Annotated in this window: 14 protein-coding genes; all 14 read right to left on the bottom strand. The window is 45.3% G+C overall.

The genetic code is table 11. The features are described 5' to 3' along the window. Positions 1 to 3 precede the first annotated feature (3 nt). Entirely contained in the window at positions 4 to 960 is a 957-nt protein-coding gene (locus AC787_RS25705) for an AAA family ATPase (RefSeq protein ID WP_054027802.1), read from the bottom strand. A 140-nt stretch (positions 961 to 1,100) separates the two neighbouring features. After that, positions 1,101 to 1,451 carry a stage V sporulation protein AE gene (gene spoVAE / locus AC787_RS25700; protein WP_054027801.1) on the bottom strand — a complete coding sequence of 117 codons (351 nt, stop codon included), beginning with the start codon at positions 1,449 to 1,451 and terminating at the stop codon, positions 1,101 to 1,103. Further along, the gene (gene spoVAD, locus AC787_RS25695; protein ID WP_054027800.1) at positions 1,448 to 2,470 is read right to left on the bottom strand and encodes a stage V sporulation protein AD; all 1,023 of its coding nucleotides are present in this window, start codon (positions 2,468 to 2,470) and stop codon (positions 1,448 to 1,450) included. The genes spoVAE and spoVAD overlap by 4 nt, the downstream gene beginning before the upstream one ends. 1 nt (position 2,471) lies before the next feature. Beyond that, entirely contained in the window at positions 2,472 to 2,924 is a 453-nt protein-coding gene (gene spoVAC / locus AC787_RS25690; protein WP_152970778.1) for a stage V sporulation protein AC, read from the bottom strand. Between the two features lie 384 nt (positions 2,925 to 3,308). Further along, positions 3,309 to 5,333 (bottom strand): beta-galactosidase, encoded by a 2,025-nt coding sequence (locus tag AC787_RS25685; protein ID WP_054027798.1) that lies wholly within the window; start codon positions 5,331 to 5,333, stop codon positions 3,309 to 3,311. 92 nt (positions 5,334 to 5,425) lie between these two features. Beyond that, the gene (locus tag AC787_RS25680) at positions 5,426 to 7,153 is read right to left on the bottom strand and encodes an ABC transporter substrate-binding protein (protein WP_054027797.1); all 1,728 of its coding nucleotides are present in this window, start codon (positions 7,151 to 7,153) and stop codon (positions 5,426 to 5,428) included. 70 nt (positions 7,154 to 7,223) lie between these two features. Next, positions 7,224 to 8,117, bottom strand: coding sequence for a carbohydrate ABC transporter permease (locus AC787_RS25675; RefSeq protein ID WP_054027796.1), 894 nt, complete (start codon positions 8,115 to 8,117; stop codon positions 7,224 to 7,226). Between the two features lie 12 nt (positions 8,118 to 8,129). Next, the gene (locus tag AC787_RS25670) at positions 8,130 to 9,089 is read right to left on the bottom strand and encodes an ABC transporter permease (RefSeq protein ID WP_054027795.1); all 960 of its coding nucleotides are present in this window, start codon (positions 9,087 to 9,089) and stop codon (positions 8,130 to 8,132) included. Positions 9,090 to 9,375: 286 nt separating this feature from the next. Continuing rightward, the gene (locus AC787_RS25665; protein ID WP_235561139.1) at positions 9,376 to 10,923 is read right to left on the bottom strand and encodes a response regulator transcription factor; all 1,548 of its coding nucleotides are present in this window, start codon (positions 10,921 to 10,923) and stop codon (positions 9,376 to 9,378) included. A gap of 1 nt (position 10,924) precedes the next feature. Then, positions 10,925 to 12,727 (bottom strand): sensor histidine kinase, encoded by a 1,803-nt coding sequence (locus AC787_RS25660; protein ID WP_054027793.1) that lies wholly within the window; start codon positions 12,725 to 12,727, stop codon positions 10,925 to 10,927. 210 nt (positions 12,728 to 12,937) lie between these two features. Beyond that, positions 12,938 to 13,288: a hypothetical protein gene (locus tag AC787_RS25655; protein ID WP_235561117.1), complete on the bottom strand. Its 351-nt coding sequence runs from the start codon at positions 13,286 to 13,288 to the stop codon at positions 12,938 to 12,940. Between the two features lie 142 nt (positions 13,289 to 13,430). Then, positions 13,431 to 16,259 carry a glycoside hydrolase family 3 C-terminal domain-containing protein gene (locus AC787_RS25650; protein WP_054027792.1) on the bottom strand — a complete coding sequence of 943 codons (2,829 nt, stop codon included), beginning with the start codon at positions 16,257 to 16,259 and terminating at the stop codon, positions 13,431 to 13,433. Between the two features lie 5 nt (positions 16,260 to 16,264). Further along, positions 16,265 to 18,649, bottom strand: a complete 2,385-nt coding sequence (locus AC787_RS25645) for a glycosyl hydrolase family 95 catalytic domain-containing protein (protein WP_054027791.1) — start codon at positions 18,647 to 18,649, stop codon at positions 16,265 to 16,267. Between the two features lie 326 nt (positions 18,650 to 18,975). Further along, complete coding sequence (locus tag AC787_RS25640) at positions 18,976 to 19,812, bottom strand: sugar phosphate isomerase/epimerase family protein (protein WP_054027790.1); 837 nt, start codon at positions 19,810 to 19,812, stop codon at positions 18,976 to 18,978. Between the last annotated feature and the right edge of the window lie 30 nt (positions 19,813 to 19,842).

Below are 19,842 nucleotides of genomic sequence, written 5' to 3'. Positions count from 1 at the left end.
AGACTAACGCTCTAGCCGAACCGGCACTTTCGTGGACTGGATCACCTGCTCGATGATATCCTCCGCTTTAAGTCCGTTCATTCTTGCTTCCATTCTCAGAAGGAGCCTGTGCGAAAGAACATATGGAGCAAGTTCTTTTATATCATCAGGCGTGACAAAATGTCTCTGCTTAATATATGCGCTCGCTTTAGCCGCCCTTGCAAGCGCAAGCGCTGCCCGAGGACTCGCGCCTAACATTACATTGGCATGTTCCCTCGTTCCTCTAATCAAAGAAACTAAATATTTGCCTACAGCATCATCGATATGCACCTTAAGGACTTGGTCCTGAATTTGAATCATATCTGATATATTAATCATTTGCTGAATGCGATCCGATGGATGTATTCCTTCATTAGAGAGCACCATTTGCTGCTCGTCTGATTCACTCGGATATCCAAGCGACAGCTTCATCATGAAGCGATCAAGTTGTGCCTCTGGCAGCGTGTATGTGCCTTCAAACTCAATTGGATTTTGGGTAGCAAGAAGTACGAACGGACGAGGAAGCTCATATGTATCTCCATCAACCGTTACATGCCCTTCTTCCATCGCCTCAAGCAAAGCGGATTGCGTCTTCGTAGTAGCACGATTGATTTCATCGGCTAGCAATATATTAGCCATTATTGGACCCGGACGAAATAAAAATGATTCCTGTTTTGGATGGTAAATGGAAACGCCTGTTATGTCAGTCGGCAGTAAGTCAGGATTACATTGTATCCGGCGGAACTGACCGCCTATTGACTTTGCCAACGCTTTCACTAATTGTGTTTTGCCCGTGCCTGGCACGTCTTCAAGCAGAACATGTCCGCCTGCAACAACCGCAATCAACAATCTTTGGATTTCCTCCTGTTTGCCGAGGATACAAGATTCTAAGTTTCGTAGAATAGTAGAGCATAATTGCATGTCTGCAGGACGAATATCCATTTCATTACCTCCTGAAATAACGCATGAGTTAGTATTCAATACTACTATTTTACAGTACTTCCTTTACAGTACACAAATTTTTTCGCTACAAAAAAAATTGGAAGATCCCACAGGACCCTCCAACTTAAGTAAATAAATGGTTATCCCTTCGGCCTAACGACAAGTGCTGCCAAGAAAGAAAATATAATCGCCGCAGAGATGCCGGCGCTTGTTACCTTGAAGATACCGGAGATAACGCCAATCCAGCCTTGAGAATGTAATTCGGTTAATGCCCCATGTACGAGCGCATTTCCGAAGCTTGTTATCGGAACAGTTGCTCCCGCTCCAGCAAACTTGACCAATGGCTCGTATAAATCGAATCCGTCTACGATAGCGCCAATGACCACCAATGTTGCCATGGTATGTGCGGGAGTCAGCTTAAGAACATCGAACATCAGCTGACCTAACACGCAAATCCCTCCACCAACAAGAAAAGCCCACAAAAAAATCATATTCGCTTGCTCCCTCCTGCGCTAATGGCAACAGCATGTGCTATACATGGAATGCTCTCGCCTTGTTGGAACGAGAGAGGCGATAATAATGCGCCAGTAGCCACAACTAAAATTCTGTTTAATTCGCCTTTCTTGATTCGTTTAAGCAGATGTCCGTAAGTAACGACTGCTGAACATCCACATCCACTGCCCCCTGCTTGTACCTTCTGCTTCTGAACGTCATATACCATAAGGCCGCAATCACCGAACACGGTTTCGTTCATCGGGACGCCGTTTTTCATAAGCAATTCCTTTGCGATTGGATGTCCAACGCCGGCCAAATCACCTGTTACAATCAAATCATAATCACGAGGTGATCGACCTGTGTCATTAAAATGCGCTTGTATAGTATCCACTGCTGCTGGTGCCATTGCAGCACCCATATTAAATGGATCCGTAATTCCAAGATCAATAACCTTGCCGATTGTTGCGCATTCCACGACCGGACCATCACCTTCAGCAGCCACAACAGCTGCGCCAGATCCCGTAACCGTAAATTGGGCGGTAGGCGGCTTCTGTGAGCCATACTCCGTTGGATAACGAAATTGCTTCTCAGCTGTACAGTTGTGACTGCAAGTCCCTGCAAGCACATGAGTGGCTGAGCCTGAGTTAACAAAGAGCGAAGCTAGCGCCAAAGACTCCATCGAGGTTGAGCATGCACCAAATACTCCGATGTATGGAACACCCAGCGACCGAGCAGCAAAGCTGTTGCTAATAATTTGATTCATTAAGTCCCCGCCAATAAAAAATTGAAGTTGATCGCGTTCGATGCCGGCATTTTGAATGGCAAACTCCGAGGCTTGTTCCAGCAGCAGCCGCTCTGCCTTCTCCCAGCTTTTTTGCTGCATGTCAAGTTCAGGGTGGACAAGATCAAAATCGGCTGCAAGCGGACCTTCTCCCTCATCAGGACCGACCACGGTCGCTTCGCCAATAATTACCGGGCGTTTCTCAAACCACCATGATTGTTTCCCTCGCAGCATATTACTGACCCCCAGTTCCGAGAATAAGATGAGCGATACCGACGAAGAATGCAGCGACCGTACCGAAGACAATAACTGAACCAGCCAGTTTAAACATATTGCCGCCTACGCCTAGCACAAGCCCTTCGCTCCGATGCTCCAAAGCAGCTGAACACATGGAATTGGCAAATCCGGTTACAGGAACTGCAGAGCCAGCTCCAGCCCATTGGGCAATTTTATCGTACACGCCAAGGCTCGTTAAAATAACCGATATCAATATAAGCGTCGCAACCGTAGGATTACTTGCCGCTTCTTCGCTCATTCCCATCAAATGTACATAAAGCTCCTGTATAACTTGTCCAACTACGCAAATTGCCCCGCCAAAAACAAATGCTTTTAAACAATTTCCAAAAATAGATCGAGGCGGCTCCATCGTTTTTGCGAAAGATTGATATTCTTTTGGTGACATGGACATTTTTTTGTATCGGTTTTTGCTTTTGGTCGCCACAATGCCATCCTCCTTTTCCGCTACGGCTTTCCTCTATACATGTGGATAAAGTTCCGTAACCACTTTGCTTTCTTCTGATTCATTATTTGTAATAGCAGGTAGCAATATTCCAACAAAATAAAGGATTGCCCGACTAATGATCCAGTCGCGGGCAACCCTTTATTTAAAGAAATATGGCTAATAATAAAAGAACGAGCAAAACATACAATATAAGCACGAGTAAGCTCAATAGATGACGTTGCCGCTTCGTCGACACAAGCGCTGCTCCCCTCATACCGGGCTTTTATCAACAGCATATGCCAAACACCCAGCAGCGGAGCTTATCCGAGGCCATTTAACTAGGCAAATGTTTTATTGTTCAATAACCATAACGCCTTTGGCAGATAAGCTGTAAGTTCCGCTGACAAGCGCGCCAGTCAGAAGCTCCGTTCTCTGCTGCGATCCAAGCTGCAGCTCAGCATCTTCGGAATTATGGTTCAAAATAAATGTGAATGATTTGCCAGCTTTATTTCTGCGTGTCACTTCCACCCCTGAAGGAACCGCCAGTACTGGCTCAATCCCTTTGTCTTTACATAAATTTGTGAGCAGCGATTGCAGGAAATGCTTGTCAGGGCTGGAGGCAATGTACCAAGCCTCTCCACTTCCAAATTTATTGACGGTAACAGCTGGCATGCCTTTGTAAAAATCCGAGCCGTATTCGGCAACTACCTCAGCGCCTTCCGTATGGATCAAATCACATAGCAGACTGCATGTATAAGTGCCGCTAAGTGCTCCGTCTGCTTTTTTCATAACCAATTGGTTGTGTTGTCCTGGCAGCAGCGCATCGATCTCCTCCGCCCAAATACCGAGAACCTTACGCAGTTGACCTGGATAACCGCCCGTAGTAACGAGATCATTCTCATTTACGATGCCGCTGAAAAAAGTGGTAATAAACGTTCCACCGCGTTCGACGAACGCTTCAACCTTCTCCGCAAAGCCCGGTTTAATCATATACATGACCGGTGCAATGACGAGATCGTATTGCTCAAAGTTTTCCTCGACGCTAATCATATCCGTTTGAACGTTCAATTCAAACAAAGCATCATAATACTTATGAACCTCATCCACATACTTTAATGCAATACTTGGCCCACTGGACAATTCGACTGCCCAGCGATTTTCCCAGTCAAATATAATAGCTGCCTTTGCATCATTTCGTGAATCAAGCAGCTTGTCTGAGAGGCGCGTCAGCTCTTGTCCAAGTTCTGCGCATTCACGGAAGACGCGAGTATGCTCATGACCTACATGCTCAATAACAGCACCATGATATTTCTCGCATGCCCCAATCGAGCGGCGCAGCTGGAAGAACATGACGGTATCAGCGCCATGTGCAACGGCCTGATAGCTCCAAAGCCGCATAACGCCAGGACGCTTCAAAGCATTGTAGGCTTGCCAGTTTTGCTGGCTAGGCGTTTGTTCCATCAGCATAAATGGCTGCCCGCTCTTCAAGCCGCGCATTAACGAGTGCGTCATAGCTGTATAGCTTACAGGTGTGTCAATCGACGGGTAGTTGTCCCACGAAATGACATCCAAATGTTTTGCCCATTTGAAATAATCAAGCTCAGGGTAAGTACCCATCATATTCGTCGTAATTTGAATGTTAGGTGAGTGCTTGCGAATTTCCACGAATTCAATTAAGTAACAATCAAGCAACGCATCGGATTGAAATCTGCGATAGTCGAGCGAAATGCTTTGGAAATTCGTTCGGTTGCCGCCCCACTCTTCGCTAAGCGCATTTGGAAGCTCGATTTCATCCCAATCATAGAAAGTATGGCCCCAGAAGCTTGTATACCAAGCTTTGTTCAATTGCTCAATCGTGTGATAACGATTTTTCAGCCATGTCCGGAATGCATCGGCGCAGTTATCGCAATAACAGTAGCCGCCATATTCATTTGAAATATGCCATGCGACAATGGCAGGATGATCCTTATAGCGTTCAGCTAATTTCCCGGCAATGTGCTTCGCATGATGCCGATAGGTTTGGCTGCTCGGGCATGAGTTGTGGCGTCCGCCAAATTTACGTTTGCGTCCTTCGTAATCAACACGGGTAACATCAGGGTATCTTTTCGCCATCCATGCCGGGTGAGCGCCAGTACTAGTCGCAAGGCATACAGAAATATGATCTCCATGAAGCCTGTCTATTATTTTATCCAGCTCGGTGAAATCATAGGTTTCTTCGCTTGGTTGTATGCGCGCCCAAGAAAAAACGTTAACCGTAGCAACGTCAATATTCGCAAGCTTGAACATACGGAGATCCTCCGTCATCGTCTCATCGTCCCACTGCTCCGGATTATAATCTCCGCCGTACCATATTTTTGGAAGTTTCTCATGTATCATATTTATTTCATTCTCCCTTCAGTTTTTGTTTATTGACAACAAGGGAGAGAGCTCATCCTATGAGCCCTCTCCCTGCTAATTCACTTTGAATCTTATTTCGACCAAAGCTCCACGCGATCCTGTACCATTTTTGTAAATTCAGCATTCAATTTTGCTACTCCTGCATCATCCAAATCTTTCAGGAATGCATCATAGATTTTATCGAAGTCTGCTGGTTTAGCAAGAATCGCTTCAGGGATACGTTTTTTCATAATATCTTGTGTTTTTTGGAAAATAACGTTAGCTTGTGAGCCTGTCTCGAACGGAAGTGTCCAAGCTGCGCCATATTTACGAACAGGGAATGCATTGTCAGCAGGCCACAGGTCTCTGTACGTTTTTGCATTGTATTTCGCAAGCGTCTTCTTGTCTTCTTCGGAATAAGCCGTTTGAATTTGCTCAGGGAATGTCGTCGTATAGTAGTTTCCAGAAGGATCCTTCACGCCATCACCATAACGAGCGGAAATCAAGTAGTTGCCAATGCCTGTTGTTTTTTTGAATGTATTACCATCGTTTGATTTTTGAGCTTGAACATCTGCAGGAATAACGCGTTTTCCGCCTTCTACGTTGTAATGCTTGCCTTCAATACCCCAGTTAACAAGCACTTGACCTTCGTCAGACGCAAGGTAATCAAGGAATTTGATTAAGCGTACAGGATCTTTTGCATCTTTTGTAATCCCAATTCCGTAGCCAGAGAGGTAACCTGTGCCTTGGAAAGAGTGATCTTGGAATGTATCATTCAGCGTTACAGGGAAACGAGCGTAAGTTGATTTAAAATTGCCAGCTGCTTTCAAAGCGTTCTCTGCTTCGCCATAATCCCAGTTTTGGTCGATAAGACCAAGCACGCGGCCGGAAGCGATTTTTGCTTTGTATTGATCGTATTTTTGAACGAAGCTTTCTTTGTCAAGCAAGCCTACATCGTTCATATGGTTCAACCAGCGGAAATACTCTCTTTCTTCTGGACGCTGGTAATGCATGATCGCTTCATGCGTATCTTGATTAACGAAAAACTCGCCATCATCTGGAGCTCCTGTAGCATAGAAGGCCGGGTTTGTAACCGAAATCAGAATTTGCCATTCACCGCCATTAAGCGACATGCCGATTGTCGGCTGGCCATCTGCTGTTTTGGGGTTCTTCTCAATATAAGCTTTGATTGCAGCTTCATAGTCTTGTACCGTTTTGATTTCTGGATAACCTGCGGCTTCAAGCACTTGATGCTGCAATTGGAAACCGCCGCCAGCTTCAAAGTAGGTTTGTCCTACGCCGTCTTGAGGAAGCACATAAATCGCCTCATCATCTTTGCTCCAACGAAGACGGTTAAAGTACTCGCCGTAAATCTTTTTCAAGTTCGGAGCATGCTCTTCAATCAAAGGACGAAGATCGATCAGTGCGCCAGCATCAACCAATTTGCCTGCGCTGCCTTTTGGCATAACCATATCCGGATACTCGTCGCTTGCTACCATAAGGGCAAACATATCTGTGTCACTACCGCCGACAGGAAATTCTTGTTTAATCGTAATACCTGTTTTATCTAAAATAAACTGACCTACATCTGACTTCATATCATCCCAGCTTGGGTTCGTGTCGCCAGAAGCAATACGAATCGTGATTGGATCTGACTTTTCAGGTTCTGTTGCTGTATCTGTTGGTGAATTAGCCGAATTGCTTGGCGCATTCGTTTCTTTGTTCGTACCGCCTTCATTATTCGAGTTGCCGCATGCTGTGACGAATACGAATACAAGTGCCAATACCAAGCTTAAAGCCATTTGCATTTTTCTTTTCATTGCTTGAAAGCCTCCCTTTTTCTAGTTCATCATGCTCGTGTATATAACAGGAAACCTGCTATTACCAATATTAACTTTTTACTGCACCAAGCGTCATACCTTTGACAAAATACTTTTGCAGGAAAGGATAGACTAGCAGGATTGGTACCGTAACGACGATTGTAATCGCCATTTTGATTGACTCCGGTGAAACCGACGCCAGCGTTTGCTGCGCGTTAGGGTCACGATAATTACTTCCCGTTTGCGTCGATAGAAGCACCTTCATCAGCTCATACTGAAGTGTCGTATTCTCTGGGCTCCTATTATTGAACAAGTACGTATCAAACCAGGAGTTCCAGTGTCCCACTGCAATAAACAAAGCAATTGTAGCGAGTACAGGCTGACAAAGCGGAAGAATAACCTTCCAAAATATAGTCCAATCATTTGCCCCATCAATTTTGGCCGATTCTTGGAGAGCATACGGAAGACCGTCAATATAAGAGCGGACTACGAACACGTTCCACACGCTCAAAATAGCTGGAATGATATAAACCGAAAACGTACCAATCAAACCCAAGTTTTTCATAAGCAGGAACCCCGGAATGAGCCCCCCTGAGAAATACATCGTTAGAGCAAAAGCGACTGACATCCATCTTCTAGCTTGGAAGTCTGGACGGCTTAACGTGTATGCCATCATAGAAGCAGATAATACTCCGATGAGAGTTCCCAAAACGGTACGAATAACCGAGTTTTTGAAGCCTACAAGCAGTCCCTGAAAGCCGAAAATCGTCTCGTAGTTTTTTAGCGTAAATTCGCGAGGATATATCGTTAGACCGCCTCTGACTGTATCTACCGAATCATTAAATGATATCGCTAGAACATTAAGGAACGGATATAACGTTACGATAGCAACGATGATCATGAATATATAAATGAATGTGTCAAATATTTTGTCGCTTGTATTTCTTCTCATTGCTCCTTGCATGTTCAGCACCTCCTATATGATTGATTCTTTGGTGACTCGTTTGTATATTCCGTTCGCGATAAACACTAATAGGATGCTGACTACGGAATTAAAAATACCGATTGCCGTACCATACGAATACCGGCTCATTTGAATACCGTACTTAAGCGCATACAGATCGAGCACCTCTGAAAAATCAGATACAAGAGGATTGCCTAGCAAAAACTGTTTCTCGAAGCCAATGCTGACTAAATGACCGATCGATAAGATGAAAAGCACCATAAAGGTCGTCCGAATGCCCGGTAAGGTGATATGCCACATTTTGCGGAATCTGCCTGCCCCATCGACAGTTGACGCTTCATAAAGTTCAGGATCAATGCCCGCCATGGCTGCTAAGAAAATGATTGAATTCCAGCCCATTTCCTTCCATAAATCCGATAGCGTTACAATGCCCCAGAACCATTCTCCTTTTGCCATAAACTGAATCGGCGTATCAATGATATTAAGGAACATCAGTAATTGATTAATGGCACCGCCGTCTGTTGACAGCATCTTTGATACAAGTCCTGCAACAACGACCCAGGATACAAAGTGCGGCAAATATGAAATGGTTTGTACAGAGCGCTTAAAAAACTGTCCTCTTATTTCATTAAGCAATAGAGCAAAAATAACAGGAATCGTAAAACCGACGATTAGCCCCATCGTACTCATTGCCAGCGTGTTTCGCAAAACGATATAAAATCTTTCATCTTGGAACAGCTCTACGAAATTATCAAGACCTACCCATTTTTGATCCAATATCCCATTTTTCGGCTTGTAATTCTGAAATGCGGTCAACCAGCCCCATACCGGCACATAGCTGAAAATGAATATCCAGATCACAAACGGCAGCGACATCATGTACAAATAACGCTGTTGAAATGCTTTGAACCAAAATCGATTCTTTTTGTTTATCGCCCTTATTTGCTTAGGACTATCTGTTAGCGGTTTCATAGCTGCTCCTCCTACTGTTTTTGCTTCGTGCAAAAACGTCTTTGCAAGCTACCATATGTGGTAAGTAGCTACCCTCTCTTATCTGTACTTATCATAAACGATAGAACCCATCCTCTTGCACCCATAAAATTAGACCTAAAATCATATGAAAATACGTTGTTTCAAGCGCTTTCATAACCACAGGTTCTTAACGGATCATAAAAAAACATCCAGATCGCCAGCGCCTCTAGCAGCCCTGGGAAATAGATGTCTTCTAATACGAATTAATTGTATTATCAGCAGCTCCTTATTCCAAAGCCGCTCTACCAGAAATACTCTTAAAGGACGAGGGTGACACCCCTTTATACTTTTTAAATTTACTGTGGAAGTAATCAACGTTCGCATAGCCGACCCGTTCCGACACCTGATGAACCTTTAGTCCCTCCTGCAGCAGCTCGATGGCATGCTGAATTCGCACCTGGTCCAAATACGTATTGAAATGTTCACCCGTATGGTTTTTGAACATTTTGCCTAAATAACCGCTATTGTAATTAAAAAGATCCGCCAGCGTCTCCAGCTTAATATTTTCACTGTAATGCCGTTCAATAAATTCGGTCATTTGCTTCATTACAGACAAGCTGTCTGATTTTCCGACTTTCATCGCTAGATCCGATAGACGTATATGCAGTTGATTAATCATTTCCTCATAATGATGAGCAAGATATAATGCGGTAATCATCGACAGATCCTCATGCAGCGACAGCTGTGGGTTCGATAGGGTCGCTTTGTTCAGCACAATCGTAAGCAGCTGCGCCCAGCTAGATTTGACGAATGGTTCTGATGAATCATGAGCGCAGATTTGATCCGACGCCTCCTGCAGCGCTTTGTCCATCCCTTCCTTGCTCCCAATATCCAGCATATAAAAAAGCTTTTGTGCAAGACTTTCAATTGATAATTGACCGCCAGGCTCAGCTGCCATCCGCATTCCATCTTCTGATAAAGACGCCAGATGTATGAACTGTCCTTGCAGCATGAAGCGTTGTTTCAATAAGTCATGAATGGGCTCTGACCATTTTTGCAGCTCAGAGGGTTCGCGAACAGGCTCGCTGGCTGCGGCTGCGAATCTAACCTTCGTTCCGCAGCATTCCTCGATCCACAGCTTCATTTGCTCGCGCGAACCGTTTTGAAGCATATAATCCTTAAGCAAAATACCGATATAAGGCTCAGCAGAAAAGACCCAGCCGATTTGCTTCTGTTCAACAATGTCCGTCAGCTTCTTCTTAAGCGTTGCATTCAACGTAAGTGAATGCTCCCTGCTGTAAAGCTCAATCAACATCAGCTGATAATATTTCGCCGACTCTCCCAGTAATGCTTTCAGCTCTTGGCTGTTAGCCGCATTTGGATCAAGCTTCCCGCTTGAGAGCTGATATAGCATATCCTCACGCAGTAGAGATGCCGATTGCTCTGTATTTTGACGCTGCTCTGACTGACTTTGGAGCTGCACAGAAACACGTTCGACATAGCTCTCCAGCTCATCCTCATCGATCGGCTTTAATATATAGCCATCTACATTATGCGCAATCGCTTGCTTGGCGTAATTGAACTCGGCATATCCGCTCAAAATTAAGAAATGACAGCTGTTGTCCGTTTTCCTAATTTCCTCAATCGCTTGAAGCCCATCCATGCCCGGCATGCGGATATCGATCAGAATCAAATCAGGACTAAGCACAGCATGCTTCTCCACCGCCTCGCGGCCATTCGATGCTGTTCCGACGACGGCAAAGCCGTATTTGTTCCAATCAACTAACGTTTGCAATCCTTCTCTAATCATCGGTTCATCGTCTACAATTAGCACTTTATGCAAGCGAATGACCCCCTATTGGAATTTCAAAAGTTATTCGTGTACCTGATCCGAGCTCGCTCTTCAGCGTCAAGCCATAACCGTCCCCATAGATCATGACAAGCCGTTGGTGGACATTACGCAGTCCAATCCGGTATTCTTCCTCTTCTTCCATATCATGAAGCGATTCATTGATTTCATTGATTTTGTCATCGCTAATTCCTACACCATTATCGGAAACCTCAACGTGGAGTATGTGATCACTAACCTCTGTCTTTAACCATACGAAACCGCCCTCAGCAATATTTTCAAGACCATGCACAACAGCATTTTCAATGAGAGGCTGAATAATGAGCGGCGGTATTTCGATTTCCTGGCCGTTAGCATCGATATCTAGGCGAAACGTCAAACGATCGTTGCCGTATCTGAATTTTTGAATTTCCAAATAACAGCGCACCATTTCAAGTTCATCCTTTAATGCAATTTTGCGCGTGCCTATTTCTAAATTTCGACGAATCATTTTCCCAAGCATTCGAACGATTGAAGAAATTTCTGTCTCGCCCTTGATGTGAGCCTTCATTCGAATCGATTCAAGCGCATTAAACAAAAAATGCGGATTGATTTGGCTGGCCATCATTTTCAACTTAATTTCCTTCTGTCTAAGCTGCAGTTGGGCCTGCTGTTTGTGTGATTCCGCTACCTCATCCATTAAGCCGCGAATACTAACGACCATGTTGTTAAATTGTTTGGATAGGATGCCAATCTCGTCATTGCCAGTCACATGCGAAATCACGTTCAAATCTCCCATGGCCACTTTGTTCAAATCCTTGTTCAACACCAGCATCCGCTTAGATATAATTGCAGAGAAAATATAAATCATGATAAATGCTATAACTAAACTTAGCAAAATAATGCCTAGTCCAAGCAAGCTTATCCGATTAGCTCCACTAACGATGCTGTCAATGGTAAACACCGATACGATTTTGAGCTGATTAAAGCTTGATTCAGGCTGAAGATCCTCAATGACGATTTTGGATGGTTTCCCATCGTATTTAAACTCGTAGGTGCCTGCTGCTTTGTTCGTTAGTTTACTAGCAAAATCTAATTCGGAAATATTTTTGCCGACCCATTCAGGGTTTTTGGCTGCAACCATATATCCGCTGTCATCAATGATCATCGTATCGAACGGCTCTTGACTAATCATCGCATTAAGCTCATCTTGATTCACGCCTATGACTAATACGCCGCTTGTCCGATACGTAGGGAACGTAATCTTCCGAATAAGGCTCAAATAACGACGGTTATTTTTGGTTTCATCCGTAATATACTCCCAGTGGATGCCATCACGTTCCATTGCTGACTTGTACCAAGGCGTTTCCGCAATAGGGTCGGTAACCTTTAGAAACTCCCAATTGTCCAGTATCGTCATATTCGTCGTATAAAAGCGTATGTTGTAGATTTCACTGTATAATTGGATGTAATCTTTAAAATCACGGTAATCCCAAAATGCCTTTACGACATCAAACGTAGAGCTGTATTGCGTGTTGACGACGTTCGTTAGCCTATTGTCGACCAGCAGCTTATCCGAAATCTCAATTGGCATTCGTATAATGTCCAAGGTCTGCTTCTTAATTCGCTCTACGTTATTCGTAATTTGCTGGGTCGCTTGATCAAGCACATTTTGCCTAAAAGCGACGGTAAGAAAAATACCTACGATAAGCACAGGTACAAAAACAACGAGAATAAAAGAAATAATAAGTTTCTTTTTGATTCTAATATTGTTCATTCTTTGCCCCATTGTTCGAATGCTCTTCATCATTCTGACTGCTCCTCCTTAAAGCTTTGCGCAGTAAACTTAGATCGTTAGCATAGGTGAAGGAAAGCGTTTACTTTTTCGCGTAAAATTTTAAGGCATCTAAATTATAATGCGGGTATGCTCTCATGCATACATCACGAATTCAATATTTTATCATATCAAAATTAGACATCATGGAAGCGCTGCCTATACGATGCAAAAATCCCGCTCTGGTTAGAGCGGAATTCGGTACGACGAGTGTTCTTCAACGATATGCTCACCTTTGTTATACAGCCATTTGAAAACAAAGCGATCGCCTGAATAATTTGTTCTGCTGCGAATATCCGGAAGAATAACCGTTTCGAAATGATCGATGATCGTCTGCTGAAGTGAGGCGAGACGCTCCTCATTCGCATCTACCTGCTGCTCTGCTTCCTCTTCCGTTTGTGCTGTCTGCGAGTAGTAAACTAGTGCAGCTTCCCTATCGCTCATGGATTCAGGCAAAGGATGCCCCGATCCCCGAAATATTTCTTTCACCGTATTTATCCAATCGCTATACAAGTTGATTTCAATATCGTTCATCATTTGGACTAGCTCCTCTGTCGATGCTCATTGTTAATCTAAAGAATAAAGCCGCTTTACACAAAAAGCAACCATAGCCGCAAAAAACGGAGCTGCTCCAAGTGCTATATAGCACTTCAAGACAGCTCCGTATGAACATTCCTTATTATTGAAAGCGGAAGAAACTCAGCTTCACGCTTCCAGCCAAACCGATAACCAAATCGCCATCCAGCTTGTTGCTTGGCAGGTCAATACGAATGGTTTGCCACTCTTGCTCACCGCTTGCAGCAACGGAGCAAGATCCTCTAAATGCAGCAGCTTGGCTGACAATTTGAATCGAAACCTCTCCACCTTGATCGCCGCCGCTAACGCGAGCTTCGAATACACAAGCGCCGTTTGACCAATCAATGTCATTGAATTTGATCCAGCCATCAGCTTGAGATAAACGTACTGCCGTTCCGCCTTCCTTGCTCTCATCCAAATAAACATGGGCATAATCATCATAGTTCTCCGCGCGAGTTTGCAAGAACAACTGACGTGGTGGGATGGTCTCGCCTTCGATTGTTATTGTAGATGTAGCGAGTACATGTGCAGAGGAACCTCCTGCTGCAAACGTATAATCAGCTGATTCAAGGCAGAAACGATCACGCGTTACATCCCAAATGGCAAGCTCTTCTGCAGGGACAGTCATTTCGACTGCCTGCGTCTCTCCAGGCTGGAATGAAATCCGCGTGAAGCCAACCAGCTTCTTAAGCGGACGCTCAACCCTTGAACCTTTTACGCTAACATACAATTGGACGACCTCATCGGCTGCAATGTCGGATTCATTCGTTACATCTAGCCCCACCGTTATGCTGCCGTTGATGTTCGCAGCGTTATTCGTAATTTCAAGCGGGCCATATCGGAATGAACCGTAGCTAAGACCATAACCAAACGGGTATAACGGTTCACCGTCGAAATAAAGATACGTTCGTTTTCCTTTCAAAATATCATAATCCATCAGATCCGTTAACTGCTCTTCTGATTTGTACCAAGTCATATTCAGTCGTCCAGCCGGTGAGTAATCGCCGAATAGGACGTCAGCAATTGCATTGCCCAGCTCTTGTCCAGCGTGCGATAAATAAATAATCGCAGGAACTTGCTCGTTTACCTTGTTCAGAGCAAATGGGTAGCTTCCGATAACAACGACTACCGTGTTCGGATTTGCCGCGAATACTGCGCTAATTAATTCATTTTGTGAAGCGGCTAGGTCAAGGCTTGGACGATCGATTTCTTCTTTCCCGTTAATAAGCGGATTATTGCCAACGAAGACGATTGCTGTTTCCGCTGCTTTTGCTGCAGCTATCGCTTCTGCAATCCCATCCGTGATGACATCTTTAACGAACAGCTCGTTAGCTCCGATTTCCGATGCATCCGTTACTTGCAGCGAATCCGCGCCGCCATTTGGAGCGGTAACGAGCTTGCCGTTCCACGTTCGAATGGCAAGCTTCCCACTCGATTGCTCATCGAGCTTGAATACTTCCTTCACATACCAGCCAAAAGCTTCGCTTGCTGCTGCAGCAATATTCACATCATCCGCGCTAGTAAGCAGCTTGCCAGAGTTAATGCTCGCAAGCGTAAAGCTGCCCCAGCCCCAATCCGTCACCTCGAATGTATCGCCGTCCTCATCCCATTCGCTCGTTTGCATGCGGCTTTCATTGTCTGCGGAAGCTCGCAGCGCTTTACCATTCGCAGCTGATTTTAATATGACTCGATCATTGCCGCTGCTGTACGATACCTTTTTGCCGGAAAGCTTGCCCTTAATGCCTTCGAGCGGCGTCACTTTGTACGGCAAAGAACCAGAATACCAATCTCGGTATACAACGTCAGCAAGCGGTCCGATAACGGCTACACTGCTTAACTTTTCTTTATTCAAAGGCAAAGTTTTGTTCTCATTTTTGAGCAATACAATGGACTCCCGTGCGGCCTGCAGCGACAATTGTCCATGCTCTGGCGCACATAACTTCGATTCCGGCATATCCGCATAAGGGTTCAGATCAGCTGGATCAAATTCGCCCAGACGGAAACGAACACGAAACGTGTTGATGAGTGCTTTGTCCAGATCCTGCTCAGACAGCAGCCCTTCAGCCAAAGCTTCGCGAATGGCAGCACATGATTTTTCTTTATCATCCGTTATGCTGTCGATGCCTGCTTTAATGGAATGCGCAACTGCATCCTTGTAAGAATCATAATAGTTGTGATCGTTGACGATACCAAGCAAATCCCCTGCATCGCTAACGATAAAGCCGTTCATGCCCCACTCCTCTTTCACTACTTTGTTAACATCCTCATGCAAAATAGTAGGTGTGCCGTTGACTGAGTTGTATGAGGTCATCATCGAATGCGCACCGCCCTTGACGAAAGCCGGCTTAAACGCTGCTTGATAATATTCCTTCATGTTGCGCGGATCGATGCTCGCCGAGCAGCTGCCGCGATTGATTTCATTGTTATTGCCGATAAAATGCTTCAAGGTCGCTACTGCTTTGAAATACAGCGGGTGATCACCTTGAATGCCCTGTACGAGCGATGCTGTTAGTTCACCTGTCAGCTTAGGGTCTTCTCCATAAGCCTCTTCTGTCCGGCCCCAGCGCGGATCTCGCTCCATATCAACAGTCGGCGCCCACAGCGTTAAGCCGTTGATGGCTGGATTCCGCTGAAAATAAACGCGCGCCTCGTCTCCGATGGCAGAGCCTACTTCCTTCAGCAGCATGGGATTCCATGTGCAGCCCAGTCCGATCGGCTGTGGAAACGTTGTCGCTTCGCCAAGCCAAGCCATCCCATGTGCCGCTTCCGTCCCATGCTTATAAGGCTTGATGCCTAATCGCTCAATTTCAGGCTGGTATTGAACCATCGATTCAATTTTCTCATCCAGCGTAAACCGCGAAACGAGGTCGGTTACCCGTTCTTCAAGCGGAAGCTCTATATTCTCAAATGGAAAACGTGTGCTTGTCGTCATGATGATTAATCTCCTTCTATCGTTGATGATAAAATGTTATACCATTCGTTCTTGTTTGTTCGGAACGGCTTTGATGCGTCGATGTTTGTACCGTCAGATGCGACAACGCTAATTGCATTTTTAGCACGCAAGCTGCAGATCGATCCGTGTGTGGATAGAACGATGCCAGCCGTTAGCTTGCCATCTGTCCATTCCATATCGACAACAAATCCTCCGCGTGCCTTAAGACCTTTCACATAACCGCTTGGCCATACATCAGGGAGTGCCGGTAGAAGCTCGATATAGCCCAAATGACTTTGCAGCAGCAGTTCTGCTATACCCGCCGTACCGCCGAAGTTCCCATCGATTTGAAACGGTGGATGGTCATCGAACAGATTCGGATGCGTGGAGCGTGCAAGCAAAGTATGGATAAAGCGATAAGAAGACTTAGAATCCTTTAGCCGCGCAAATAAGTTAATCAGCCACGCACAACTCCAGCCTGTATGACCGCCCCCGTTGTTTATGCGGCTCTCGAGTGAACGACGTCCTGCTTCTACAAGCTCCGAAGTCATTTCTTCATTGATAGTCGTACCCGGATATAAGCCGTATAAATGGGATACATGACGATGCCCAGGCTCGTGCTCTTCGAAATCATCATGCCATTCCTGCAATTGCCCGGTAGGCGCAATTTGAAGTGGAGTAAGCTTGCTCCTCGCCGCTTCTACCTGCTGCTTGAAAGACGCATCTAGCCCAAGCAAGCTCGCAGCCGTTATGCAATGATCAAACAGCTCACCGATTAATGTAATATCCATGGCAGACGATTGCGCAACACTGCTTGCCTCGCCCTGAGCAGTCAAGAACTTATTCTCTGGCGAGGTAGATGGCGAAGTTACCAGCTGCCCTTCGTCGTTTTCCTGCAGAAAGTCCAAACAAAATAAAGCTGCGCCCTTCATAAGAGGATAAGCTTTGTCTCTCAAGAAGGTTTCACTCGGATGATATAAATAATGCTCCCACAAATGCTGTGTCAGCCAAACGCCGCCAAGCGGCCAGAATGCCCAGCTTGGATGACCGGCAGTTGGAGTCGACGTCCGCCACAAGTCTACATTATGATGAGCAACCCAGCCTCGACTGTTATAATGAATAGCTGACGTTCGTGCGCCAGATACGCTGAGATCCTCAATCATCCGAAACAAAGGCTCATGACATTCGCTTAAATTCCCCACTTCCGCTGGCCAATAATTCATTTGAGTATTAATATTCGTTGTATAGTCGCTATTCCAAGGTGGCTGAACGCGATCATTCCAAATCCCCTGCAAATTAGCCGGCTGCGTGCCTGGACGAGAGCTTGCCATAAGCAAATATCGACCATATTGGAAGTACAGCGCCTCCAGCGCTGGATCTTGTTTACCTTGCTTATAGTCTTCCAGCCGCTCATCTGTTGGCAAAAGAGCTTGAGCGTTCCTACCTAGATCAATTTGCACCCGTTGAAACAGGCTGCGGTGATCCTGTACATGCCGCTCGCGCAGCTGTTCATAGCTAAACGATTGTGTTTTTTCCAATATGCGATCGTTTTGCTCACTTAGTACAGCCGAACTCTTATCCGGCTGCACATCGAATTTCACAAAGCTTGTTGCTGCACTTAACAGAAATGTAGCTGAACGAGCGCCCTGAATGTTTATTTGTTTATTACTATTTATTGATATTTTGCCGCCGTCTATCTTGACCTGAAGTTTCCCCTGAAACGTAATCCCGCGATCTGCCTCATATTGCACAGCTAGCGGATGATCGCCAAAATAATTGTCCGCAACATGACTTGGACAACGACCGTGAAGTACAATAGCGTCGCTGTCAGCTGTCTCTATTACAAACTGAACAGAAGAAGTCATGGATGCCGTAAGCGCTAGCAATTCTTCCCCGTCTGATTCGTATCTTGCACATAATACTTGATCAACCGCGCTAACAAATATCTCTCGTGAATATACCGTTTCCCCTATTTGAAACCGAGCAGCGGCTATGCCTGCATCGATATCAAGCTCGCGGATGTAGCCTTTAACTTGCTCATGCCCAAGTTCATAATGCTGCTCTACAAACAAGTCGCCCATCGGTTGATAAGACTCCGTATTCGTTCCGAGCATTTTCGCCTCAATAAGCTGTTCCGCTTCTACGAATTTTTTATCTGCTATTAAATCCCGAGCTCGCTTGAGGTAGCGCAGCGCCTCGTAATTATTCGTATCGCGCGGAAAACCCGACCACAATGTATCTTCATTTAATTGAATGCGTTCTTGATTAACACCGCCAAAAACCATGCCGCCTATTCGTCCATTCCCAATGGGCAGCGCTTCTTCCCATCGTGAAGCCTCCTGCTTATACCAAAGGTTTAACGGATGTAGCTGCTCTGCCTCGTATCCCATGTTTTTGGTCTCCTATTATCGGTCTACTCATAGCGTCTCAAGCGTAAACGGCTAAAGCCGTCCTTTGAAAGCTTAGCTTTCGTTTCGCAGAGAAATATAAGCCCTTTATAAGCTAACAAGCTTATAAATTCTTATATTTTATAAAACCATTATTATTCATCATAACGGAATCCGCCTAGTGAACAGTACCCGGCATATTTCATGAAAAATCATGTCATAATTAGCGGTTTTTCGTTATAACCGCAAATAATAAAAAACGCTGCAAGCACGATGATGTGCTTGCAGCGATGAAATAAAGTGCATGAATATAAATGTAAGAATGTTCCTTATAGACCAGCTGCGCCAAACACTTTATCAAAACCTGCTTTGGAGCGCTGCGCCAGCTCTTCCGGCGATTGCGACTCCGCTTGTGATGATAAAATTTCTTGTGAAACGGCACCTTTGTAGCCAATTCGATCAAGCGCCTGCAGGAAGCCTACGAGATCAATAACACCTTCGCCCGGGTAAACACGGCCATTGTCGAGTGCTTCCTCAACCGGTACATTTGGTGCGTCGTTGATGTGCACATGTACGATTTGATCGGCACGAAGCGCTTCTATATCAGCAATAGTCAGGCTATTCGTGTACCAATGATAAGCATCGAACAACAATCCAACATTGCTCTCACCGATCGCGTCGATCCACTCCAGCGTTTCCTCTAGCGTCCAAATAAATGGATTTTCCCAACGCGTCCGCAAATGATGAGGACCAACAAATTCAAGGCCGAGGCGAATGCCGTAAGCGCCTAATATTTGTGCGCATGTACGCAATCTGCGTGTCGCAAGCGCCATGAAGCGAGCTGCTTTCAAATCCGTTGAAGGCAAGATATACGTACAGCAGCTCGTACAGCCTAGAGCCGCAGCCGCAGCTGCGGATGAAGCAAGCTTCTCCAATCCTTCAAGAAAAGCTTCTTCCGTCGTTCTCCATTCTACTGGAAGACCGATTGAACCTATGACTACGCCATTGCTTGCTAGAAGGTCGCGTGCTTGATCGACACCATAACGATTAATTAGCGACCTCGCATCCAAATCTACAGCTTGAAAACCATATGCGCCAGCTAGCTTAATAAGATGCTCATCACTTTCAATTCGGCCAAGCCCCGCTCCTGTTAAACCTCTCAACATACAAATTCCTCCTCTTTCTTCATTTATCGA

The organism is Bacillus sp. FJAT-28004 (assembly GCF_001280845.1).
GTDB lineage: Bacteria > Bacillota > Bacilli > Paenibacillales > Paenibacillaceae > Pristimantibacillus.
Note: the sequence above shows the minus strand (reverse complement) of the source record. Positions and strands in the feature narration are given on the sequence as shown.